Origin of the sequence: Actinomadura napierensis (assembly GCF_039529375.1) — a bacterium.
Lineage (GTDB): Bacteria > Actinomycetota > Actinomycetes > Streptosporangiales > Streptosporangiaceae > Spirillospora > Spirillospora napierensis.
In genome coordinates, this window is record NZ_BAAAMR010000411.1 from 1 (window position 1) to 534 (window position 534).

General features: G+C 44.2%; 1 protein-coding gene. It reads right to left on the reverse strand.

What is annotated here, in order from left to right; translation table 11 throughout:
* The coding region (aqpZ, locus tag ABD296_RS50200) for an aquaporin Z (protein WP_344285807.1) at positions 1 to 534 on the reverse strand (534 nt) is incomplete at both ends.

Sequence of the window (534 nt, forward strand, 5' to 3'; positions counted from 1 at the left end):
ACCGGAATACTGATTAAGTCAATGAGTGTTAAGCCCAAACCAATTGCAATAGGAGCGAAGCCAGCAGGTGCACGGCGCTCAGTTGCTCCTAAAATAATGATTAAGAAGAAAGCAGTAAGAACCACTTCAATAATGAAAGCAGAACCTAAACCAAATTTATTTGGTGATAAGTCACCAAAACCATTGGTTGCAAACCCGCCAACACCACTAAAGCCTGCTTGGCCTTGAGCAATAATATAAAGAACAAATGCAGCAGCAGTCGCACCAACCACTTGCGCAACAATATACGGAATTAAATCTTTAACATCGAAGCGGCCACCGACCCAAAGGCCAACACTTACCGCGGGATTGAAATGTCCACCTGAGATATGCCCTAGAGCATAAGCACCTGTGAGTACGGTTAAACCAAAGGCAAGGGCTACACCTGCAAAGCCAATACCAAGTTCAGGGAAAGCTGCGGCTAAAACTGCGCTACCACAACCACCAAAGACTAGCCAAAACGTACCTAGGAATTCAGCAAAATATTTATTCATT